The sequence below is a fragment of the Luteococcus sp. genome (genome assembly GCF_043424415.1).
GTDB lineage: Bacteria > Actinomycetota > Actinomycetes > Propionibacteriales > Propionibacteriaceae > Luteococcus.
This window is the reverse complement of record NZ_JBHWOO010000223.1, coordinates 1-8,373: the sequence shown is the minus strand read 5'-3', so window position 1 is coordinate 8,373 and position 8,373 is coordinate 1. Positions and strand designations below refer to the sequence as shown.

9 protein-coding genes are annotated in these 8,373 nt (G+C 70.0%); 5 read left to right on the top strand and 4 right to left on the bottom strand.

Annotated elements, in window-relative coordinates; translation table 11 throughout:
* Nucleotides 1-33: 33 nt before the first annotated feature.
* Nucleotides 34-1,404 carry a dicarboxylate/amino acid:cation symporter gene (locus ACHFFZ_RS12960; protein ID WP_394277020.1) on the bottom strand — a complete coding sequence of 457 codons (1,371 nt, stop codon included), beginning with the start codon at nucleotides 1,402-1,404 and terminating at the stop codon, nucleotides 34-36.
* A 263-nt stretch (nucleotides 1,405-1,667) separates the two neighbouring features.
* On the opposite strand from ACHFFZ_RS12960, the gene ACHFFZ_RS12955 reads away from it, so the two are divergent.
* A complete protein-coding gene (locus ACHFFZ_RS12955) occupies nucleotides 1,668-2,489 on the top strand; it encodes a PhzF family phenazine biosynthesis protein (protein ID WP_394277019.1) in 822 nt (273 codons plus the stop codon).
* 73 nt (nucleotides 2,490-2,562) lie between these two features.
* Here the strand turns inward: ACHFFZ_RS12955 and ACHFFZ_RS12950 are convergent, their stop codons facing one another.
* Genes ACHFFZ_RS12950 through pyrR form a run of 3 tightly spaced genes read right to left on the bottom strand, consistent with a single transcriptional unit; the run spans nucleotide 2,563 to nucleotide 5,389 of the window.
* On the bottom strand, nucleotides 2,563-3,855 hold the full coding sequence (locus tag ACHFFZ_RS12950) for a dihydroorotase (RefSeq protein WP_394277018.1): 1,293 nt from the start codon (nucleotides 3,853-3,855) through the stop codon (nucleotides 2,563-2,565).
* On the bottom strand, nucleotides 3,852-4,829 hold the full coding sequence (locus ACHFFZ_RS12945) for an aspartate carbamoyltransferase catalytic subunit (protein WP_394277017.1): 978 nt from the start codon (nucleotides 4,827-4,829) through the stop codon (nucleotides 3,852-3,854). The genes ACHFFZ_RS12950 and ACHFFZ_RS12945 overlap by 4 nt, the downstream gene beginning before the upstream one ends.
* Nucleotides 4,826-5,389, bottom strand: a complete 564-nt coding sequence (pyrR, locus tag ACHFFZ_RS12940) for a bifunctional pyr operon transcriptional regulator/uracil phosphoribosyltransferase PyrR (RefSeq protein ID WP_394277016.1) — start codon at nucleotides 5,387-5,389, stop codon at nucleotides 4,826-4,828. Before pyrR ends, ACHFFZ_RS12945 begins: the two co-directional genes overlap by 4 nt.
* A 120-nt stretch (nucleotides 5,390-5,509) precedes the next feature.
* Here pyrR and ACHFFZ_RS12935 point away from each other — a divergent pair, with 120 nt between their 5' ends.
* From ACHFFZ_RS12935 to ACHFFZ_RS12920, 4 genes are all read left to right on the top strand, one after another.
* The gene (locus ACHFFZ_RS12935) at nucleotides 5,510-5,827 is read left to right on the top strand and encodes a hypothetical protein (RefSeq protein WP_394277015.1); all 318 of its coding nucleotides are present in this window, start codon (nucleotides 5,510-5,512) and stop codon (nucleotides 5,825-5,827) included.
* 203 nt (nucleotides 5,828-6,030) lie between these two features.
* Nucleotides 6,031-6,117: a putative leader peptide gene (locus ACHFFZ_RS12930; protein WP_394277021.1), complete on the top strand. Its 87-nt coding sequence runs from the start codon at nucleotides 6,031-6,033 to the stop codon at nucleotides 6,115-6,117.
* A gap of 125 nt (nucleotides 6,118-6,242) precedes the next feature.
* Nucleotides 6,243-7,931, top strand: a complete 1,689-nt coding sequence (locus ACHFFZ_RS12925; protein ID WP_394277014.1) for a nitrite/sulfite reductase — start codon at nucleotides 6,243-6,245, stop codon at nucleotides 7,929-7,931.
* On the top strand, nucleotides 7,928-8,373 hold a 446-nt coding region (locus ACHFFZ_RS12920), incomplete at its 3' end, for a phosphoadenosine phosphosulfate reductase family protein (protein WP_394277013.1). The genes ACHFFZ_RS12925 and ACHFFZ_RS12920, both read left to right, overlap by 4 nt.

The window sequence follows — 8,373 nt, the reverse complement described above, 5'->3', positions numbered from 1 at the left end:
CCGCTTCGTGTGCACTACCTGGGGCGGGGTGGATCAGCCCACGGGCTGCAGTTCCTGTCCGGCCGGCAGGTCCGAGCGGCGCTGCAGGCGACCGTCGTAGATGTCCTGGTCGAGCACGCCCTCGCGCTTGGCGACGATCGTCATCACCGCGGCCTGGCCGGCCACATTGGTGGCGGTCCGGGCCATGTCAAGGATCGGGTCGATGGCCAGCAGCAGGCCGACACCCTCCAGCGGCAGGCCCAGCGTGGACAGGGTCAGTGTGAGCATCACGATCGCGCCGGTCAGGCCCGCCGTGGCGGCAGAGCCGACCACCGAGACGAAGGCGATCAGCAGGTAGTCGCCGATCCCCAGCGGGATGTCGAAGAGCTGCGCGACGGTGATCGCCGCCAGCGCCGGGTAGATCGAGGCGCAGCCGTCCATCTTGGTGGTGGCGCCGATCGGGGCGGCGAAGGAGGCGTAGTCACGCGGCACGCCCAGGTTGTCGACCACATTGGCCTGGGTGACCGGCAGCGTGCCCACCGACGAGCGGGAGACGAAGGCCAGCTGGATGGCCTGGCCGGCCCCCTTGAAGAAGCGCACCGGGCTCAGGCCGTGCACCTTGAGCAGGATCGGGTACATCACGAAGACCACCAGGGCGCAGCCCAGGTAGATGTCCAGGGTGAAGATGCCCAGCGGCTGCACCAGGTCCCAGCCGTAGCTGGCCACGGCCTTGCCGATCAGGCCAGCCGAGCCGATGGGGGAGAGCAGGATCAGCCACCAGGTGAGCTTCTGGAAGATCTCCAGCCCGGCGCGCGAGAAGTTGACGAAGGGGGCGGCGGTCTCCTCGCCGATGGCCAGTGCTGCAGCGCCCAGGGCGATGCCGATGACCACGATCTGCAGCACGTTGAAGCTGAGCTTGCTCTCGACGGTGGCGCTGGCGCCCTCACCGGAGAGCTCGGAGCTCACCTGCAGGCCCAGGATGTTGTTGGGCACCAGCGACTTGAGGAAGTCCAGCCAGCTGCCCTGGGTTGCGACGGCCTGTGCCTCGGCGGTGGAGATGGTGGCGTGGGCTCCCGGATCGGTCAGCAGGCCGATCACCAGGGCGATGCCGACGCTCAGGGCGGCGGTGATGCCGAACCAGACCAGGGTGGTGACGGCCAGCTTGGCGGCATTGTTCACCTGGCGCAGGTTGCTGATGCTCACCACCAGGGCGAACAGCACCAGCGGGACGACGACCACCTTCAGCAGGCTCACGAAGATGGAGCCGACGGTGGTCAGCAGTTCGGTGAGCCAGGCCAGCTCAAAGGTCCGGGCGAGGTAGCCCAGGATGATGCCGACGGCCAGGCCGACGAAGACCTTGGCCCAGAAGGGGATGGAACGACGCTCAGAGCGCTGCGGACTGGACGTGACGGGGGTGGAGGGCAAGACGGGACCTTTCGGGACGAGACGTGGACGGGACCTGGGCGTCCCGACACCCCGTGGTCTTGCGTCGCCCCTGGTCGATGGTCCGGCGCTCCCAGAACCGGCGGGCGGTGCCTGCTGCCATGGGTGCGCCTCCTTCATCGGCACCGGGCGCCGTGATGCGCTCCAAGTGGCCACAACGACCTCCGGGAGGCATTCTATTCCCGCGCCTTCGACATGGATGCGGGAGCTTGCCTTCCGCTGGTCGCGTGGCATAGGAGAAGACCATGGAGCACAACTACCTCGAGCTGGACGTCTTCAGCACCGGAGCCTTCACCGGCAACCCGCTGGCGGTGATCGGCGAGGCGGACGGCCTGACGGACGAGCAGATGGCGGCCATCGCCCACTGGACCAACCTGTCGGAGACCACCTTCCTGCTGGAACCCACCCGCGCCGAGGCCGACTACCGGGTGCGGATCTTCACCCCGAACACCGAGTTGCCCTTCGCGGGCCATCCCACGCTCGGCACCGCCCGGGCCTGGCTGGAGCTCGGGGGACAGCCGCGCCGAGCGGGTGTCGTGGTGCAGGAGTGCAGCGCAGGGCTGGTGGAGGTGCGCGTCAACGGCGACGAGCTTGCCTTCGCCTCGCCGCCCTGCACCCGCACCGGTGAACTGGAGCCCGAGGTGCTGACCCGCACCCTGGAGGGTCTGGGACTGGCCGAGGACGAGGTGGTGGCCCACGCCTGGGGCGTCAACGGGCCCCTCTGGCAGCTGCTGCAGCTGCGCGGTGCCGACGCGGTGCGTGCCGTGCGCCGGGGCCCCTTGCCCGAGGGTGCCCACGTGGGGCTGGTGGGGCTGGAGCGCCAGCCGGCCGGCCACCTGGTGGAGATCCGGGGCCTCACCGACCTGATCGAGGACCCGGTGACCGGGTCACTCAATGGTGCGATGGCGCAGTGGCTGAGGGCCCGGCAGGTGGTTCCGGAACGCTATGTGGCCAGCCAGGGAGGACAGGTGCGACGGGCCGGACGGGTCAGCATCGTCGACGACGGCACCCACATCTGGGTGGGTGGTCGGGCCGATGTGCGGGTGAGGGGACGGCTGACCACCTGAGCCGATCCAAGACCGTCAGGAAGCAGTGGCCCGGTGCGCTTGCGGCAGACCGCCGCGCACCGGGCCTGTCCTGTCAGCGGGAGTGCGTGCGCACACCCTTCCAGAAGGTCGCCACCACCGGATCGGGCAGTTCGCGCCCGTGGTACGGGTTGTTGCGGCTGCGCGAGGCGGAGGCCTCCCGGTCGACCGTGCCGCGCGCCGTCGGGTCCACCAGCACCAGGTTCGCGGCCGAACCGGGCACCAGCGCCTGCCCCTGGAAGGCGTCGACGCCGCCGATCCGGGCCGGGGTGGTGCTCATCCGCTGCACGAGGGTCTCCCAGTCCATCCGCCCGGTCTCGACCATGGTCTCCATCACCACCGCCAGCGCCTGCTCCAGACCCAGCATGCCGGGACGGGCGTCGACGAAGGCGTGGTCCTTGTCCTGCGCGGCATGCGGCGCGTGGTCAGTGCCCACGACGTCGATGGTGCCGTCGGCCAGGGCCTCGCGGACCGCCTCGATGTGCTCGTCGGTGCGCAGCGGCGGGTTCACCTTGTAGGTGGTGTCATAGCCCTCCAGCTCGCGCGTGCCCAGCAGCAGGTGGTGTGGGGTCACCTCGGCGGTGACGTCGATGCCGCGCTTCTTGGCCCAGCGCACCATCTCGACGCCCTCGGCGGTCGAGATGTGGCACACGTGCAGGCGGGAGCGGGTCAGCTCGGCCAGCTGCACGTCGCGGGCGATGATGACGCCCTCGGCCACGGCTGGCCAGCCACCCAGGCCCAGTCGACCCGAGATCTCGCTCTCGTGGCAGCAGGCCCCGGGGCCTGCCAGCGAACCGTCCTGGGAGTGCTGGGCGATGACCCCGCGCAAGGGGCGCACCCATTCCAGGGCCCGGCGCATCAGCAGCGGGTCCTGCACGCACATCCCGTCGTCACTGAAGACGCGCACCGCTGCACCGGAGCGGGCCATCAGCCCCATCTCGGCCAGCTCGGCGCCCTTGAGCCCCTTGGTGACCGCGCCGATCGGCTGCACGAAGCAGGAGCCGTCGCGCTCGCCGAGCAGCTTGATCCACTCGGCCTTCTCGGCGTCGTCGGTGACCGGCTGGGTGTTGGCCATGGCGAAGACGGCGGTGTAGCCGCCACGCGCCGCCGCCCGGGTACCGGTGGCCACCGTCTCGGCGTCCTCGCGGCCGGGCTGGCGCAGGTGTGTGTGCAGGTCCACCAGACCGGGCAGCGCCAGCAACCCTTCGGCATCGATCCGCTCGGCGCCACGGGGCGCCTGGTCGACCAGCATGCCGTCGGCGATGAACAGGTCGGTGGGGGTGCCGTCGGCCAGTCGTGCTCCGGCGATCACATAGGTCTGGCTGGTCTGGTCGGTCTGGGTGGTCATGTGAGGGAGCCTTCCTGGGTGTCATTGGCCCTGATGGCATTGGACTTGGAGTCGATGGAGCCGCCGAGCAGGTGGTACAGCACGCTCATCCGCACGGCGACGCCGGAGGAGACCTGGTCGAGCACGCGGGAGCTGGCGCCGTCGGCGGCCTCGCTGCTGATCTCCAGGCCGCGGTTCATCGGGCCCGGGTGCATGATCGCGGCGTGCTCCTGCAGCCGGTTCAGGCGGGTGGCGGTCAGGCCCCAGCCGGCGATGTACTCGCGCTCGCTGGGGAAGAATCCGCCACTCATCCGCTCCCGCTGCACCCGCAGCATCATCACGATGTCGGCGCGGCTGATCGCCTCGTCGAAGCTGTCCACCACCTCGCACGGCCAACCCTCCACACCGGTGGGCATCAGCGTCGGCGGCGCACACAGCAGCACCTGTGCACCCAGCGTGCGCAGCAGGGCGACATTGCTGCGCACCACCCGCGAGTGCAGGAGGTCGCCGGTGATCGCGACGGTGGCACCGGCCACCTCGCGCCCGATCCCGCGCAGGTGCTGGCGCATCGTCATCGCGTCCAGCAGCGCCTGGGTCGGGTGCTCGTGAGCACCGTCGCCGGCATTGACCACCCCGGCCCGCACCCAGTTGGCGGCCTGCTGCACCGTGCCCGAACCCGCATGGCGGATCACGAAGCAGTCCACCCCCATCGAGTCGAGGGTGAGCAGGGTGTCCTTCATGGACTCGCCCTTGCTGACGCTCGACCCCTTGGCGGACACATTGATCGTGTCGGCGCTCATCCACTTGCCGGCGATCTCGAAGGAGGTGCGGGTGCGGGTGGAGTCCTCGAAGAAGAGGTTGATGATGGTACGCCCGCGCAGCGCTGGGATCTTCTTCACGTCACGGTGCTGGATCTGCTGCATCTCGTCGGCCAGGTCGAGGATGCTCGTGGCCTCGGCGAGGCTGAGGTCGGCTGCCGCCAACAGGTGCTTCATCGGTTCTCCTCGTGCTCGGCCATCTCACGGCTGATGACGACGCGGTCCTCGCCGTCCACCTCGGTCAGGCGGACCCCGACCCTCTCGTCGCGGGCAGTGCCGGTCTGCAGGCCCACCACATCGGCCTGGACGGGCAGCTCGCGGTGGCCCCGGTCCACCAGCACCGCCAGCATCACCCGCGCCGGACGCCCCAGGTCCTTCAGCGCCTCCAGGGCGGCCTGGACGGTGCGCCCCGACTGCAGGACGTCGTCGACCAGCACCACGGTGCGGTCGTCCAGCGCCACGGGCACGTGGCTGCGGCCCACCGTCATCGTGGGGTGGCGACGCAGGTCGTCACGGTACATGGTGGTGTCGATCTCTCCCACCTCGACGCGGCCACCCTCCACGGACTCCACCGCGCTCGCCAGTCGTCGGGCCAGGGGTGCGCCCCGGGTGGGGATGCCGAGCAGGACCAGCCCGTCGGTGCCCCGGTTGAGCTCCACCACCTGGTGGGCCATCCGGGCCAGGGCCCGAGAGATCTCACGGTCGTCCAACAGGGTGCGCGGGGATTGGTTCGTCACGGCTGCTCCTGTGCCGAGGGATCCGGGTCCACGCCGATCGGGGACGCCGGTCCTCGACGGCAGAATCTACCAAGCCGCGGCGCGCCGCGCGTCGCCTCCGGCTCGGCTAGGATCAGGGCCATGAACCCGATCTCCCTCACGCTGCTGGAGTCCACCTTCCCTGGCTGGCCCGAGTTCACCGCACCGTCGTCGCTGCACATGCTGCTGCTCACCCTCGGCGCTCCCGGCCTGGTCTTCCTGCTGGCCATGGCCCTGGGTGTCGGCGCTGCCCGTCGCGAGCAGGCAGCCCGCAACCAGCAGGTCGCCGGCCTGGTCGACGCGCCGGTGCGCCACGAGGCCATCGAGACCCGTCGCGAGGATGTCGTGCGCCACGACGACCATGAGCTGAGCCCGGCCGGGGGAGCGCACGTCGCCCCGCGCCACGCCGAACTCGACTGACGCCCACCAGTAGCCCGTCAGGGGCCGCGGACGACGACGTCCGCGGCCCCTGCTGCATGCCCTGGCGCGGGACGGGTCCGGCGTGCCCGACTCCCAAGGAGGAGTCCCACCCGCCAATACTGACGCCAGCAGGAAAATCCTTGGGATGTCTACAGTATGGGACCAGCTTGGGATCGGGTGAAGATCGTGCTTGACTCTTTGCCATGCACAACCACGCCGCGCTCCTCCTCGTGACCCGCCGTCACGTGGACCTGCAGCGCCTTCGTGGCTGCATGTGTCGGATGCCGTGATCCGCGTCTGACCAACCCCCGACCAGGGGATTTCCGTCCGGGCGCGTGACGCCCGGGCCGACGACCTCCACCGTTGTCCCACCGCAACCGCAGGCGTCACGTGCCACCCACATGAAGGTGACACAGTGAACCAGACCCCGCCAGCCGCCAGCCGGGTGAGGCCGCCACGCGCCGGCCAGTCGAAGGGCCAGTGGGCCGTCGACGGCAAGACCCCCCTCAACCACAACGAGGAGTTCAAGGCCGAGGAGAACCCGCTCAATGTGCGCCAGCGCATCATTGACGTCTACTCCAAGCAGGGCTTCGACTCCATCCCCGATGACGACCTGACCGGCCGCTTCCGCTGGCTGGGCATCTACACCCAGCGCAAGCCGGGGATCGACGCCCGCCAGACCAGCAAGCTGGATGCCGGGCAGCTCAGCGACAAGTACTTCATGATGCGGGTGCGCATCGACGGCAAGCACCTCAGCCTCGAGCAGCTGCGCGTGCTCGGCTCCATCGGCGTCGACTTCACCCGCGACACCGCCGACGTCTCCGACCGCCAGAACATCCAGTACCACTGGATCCGCATCGAGGACGTCCCCGAGATCTGGCGTCGCCTGGAGTCGGTGGGCCTGTCCACCACCGAGGCTTGCGGTGACACCCCCCGCGGCTTCCTGGGCAGCCCCGTCGCCGGCATCGCGGCCGACGAGATCATCGACCCCACCCCGACGATCAAGGCGATCAGCGAGCGCTGGATCGGCGACGAGCAGTTCACCAACCTGCCCCGCAAGTTCAAGACCGCCGTCACCGGCCACCCCAGCCTCGACGTCGTGCACGAGATCAACGACATCTCGCTGGTCGGCGTGGTGCATCCCGAGCTCGGCCCCGGCTACGACCTGTGGGTCGGCGGCGCGCTGTCCACCACGCCTCGCCTGGCCGAGCGCCTGGGCGCCTTCGTCAGCGAACAGGACGCCGTCGAGGTGTGGGCCGGCGTGTGCGGCATCTTCCGCGACTACGGCTACCGCAAGCTGCGCACCAAGGCCCGCCTGAAGTTCCTGCTGGCCGAGTGGGGCGCCGAGAAGTTCCGCCAGGTGCTGGAGGACGAGTACCTGGGCCGCACGCTGCCCGACGGTCCCGCCCCGGCCAAGGCCGTCGGCGATGCCGACCACATCGGCGTGTACGACCAGAAGGACGGCCGCAAGTACGTCGGCTTCGCCCCGACCGTCGGCCGCCTGTCAGGCACCCTGCTCAACCAGGTGGCAGACCTGGCCGAGGCCGCCGGCTCCGGCCGGATCAGCTTCACCCCTCACCAGAAGCTGCTCGTGCTGGATGTCGACCCCGACAAGGTCGACGCGCTGGTCGAGGGCATGGAGGCGATCGGCCTGACCGCCCACCCGTCGCCCTTCCGCCGCGCCACCATGGCCTGCACCGGCATCGAGTACTGCAAGCTCGCCTTCGTCGAGACCAAGGGACTGGCCGGACGCACCATCACCGAGCTCGAGCAGCGCCTCGACGACGTGGAACTCAAGCGCCCGATCAGCCTCAACATCAACGGCTGCCCCAACTCCTGCGCGCGCATCCAGATCGCCGACATCGGCCTCAAGGGCCAGCTGGCCGGCGACGACTTCGCCTTCCAGGTGCACCTGGGTGGCGGCCTGGCCAGCAGCGACCGCGAGGAGGCCGGCCTGGGCCGCACCGTGCGCGGGCTCAAGGTCACCGCCGAGGACCTGCCCGACTACGTCGAGCGCGTCACGCGCAGCTACCTCGACAACCACGAGGGCGACGAGAGCTTCGCCGAATGGGCCCATCGGGCCGAGGAGGACGCACTGCGATGAGCACCCCACCCATCGACGGCAAGCCCAAGGACGTCCGCCACGAGCAGCCCACCGGCCTGCTCGGCGCGATCACCCTGGACGAGCCTGCCGTCCCGGCCCCCGGCAGCCTGCGCGTCGGCACGCCGCGTCGCAGCGCCGAGGAGCTGCAGGCCGTGGTGGAGCAGGCCCAGGCCCGCTTCGCCCAGTCCGATTCCACCGAGGCCAGCCCCGAGGAGCTGCTCGCCTGGGCCGCCGACGAGTTCGGCGACGCACTGGCCGTGGCCTGCTCGATGGCTGCCGACACCATCCTGCCGGCCCTGGTGAGCCAGACCATCCGCGACGTCGACGTGCTCTTCCTGGAGACCGGCTACCACTTCGACCAGACCCACAGCACGCGCGACGAGCTGGCCCGCACCTGGCCGGTCAATGTCATCGACGTGCTGCCCGAGCTGACCGTCGCCCA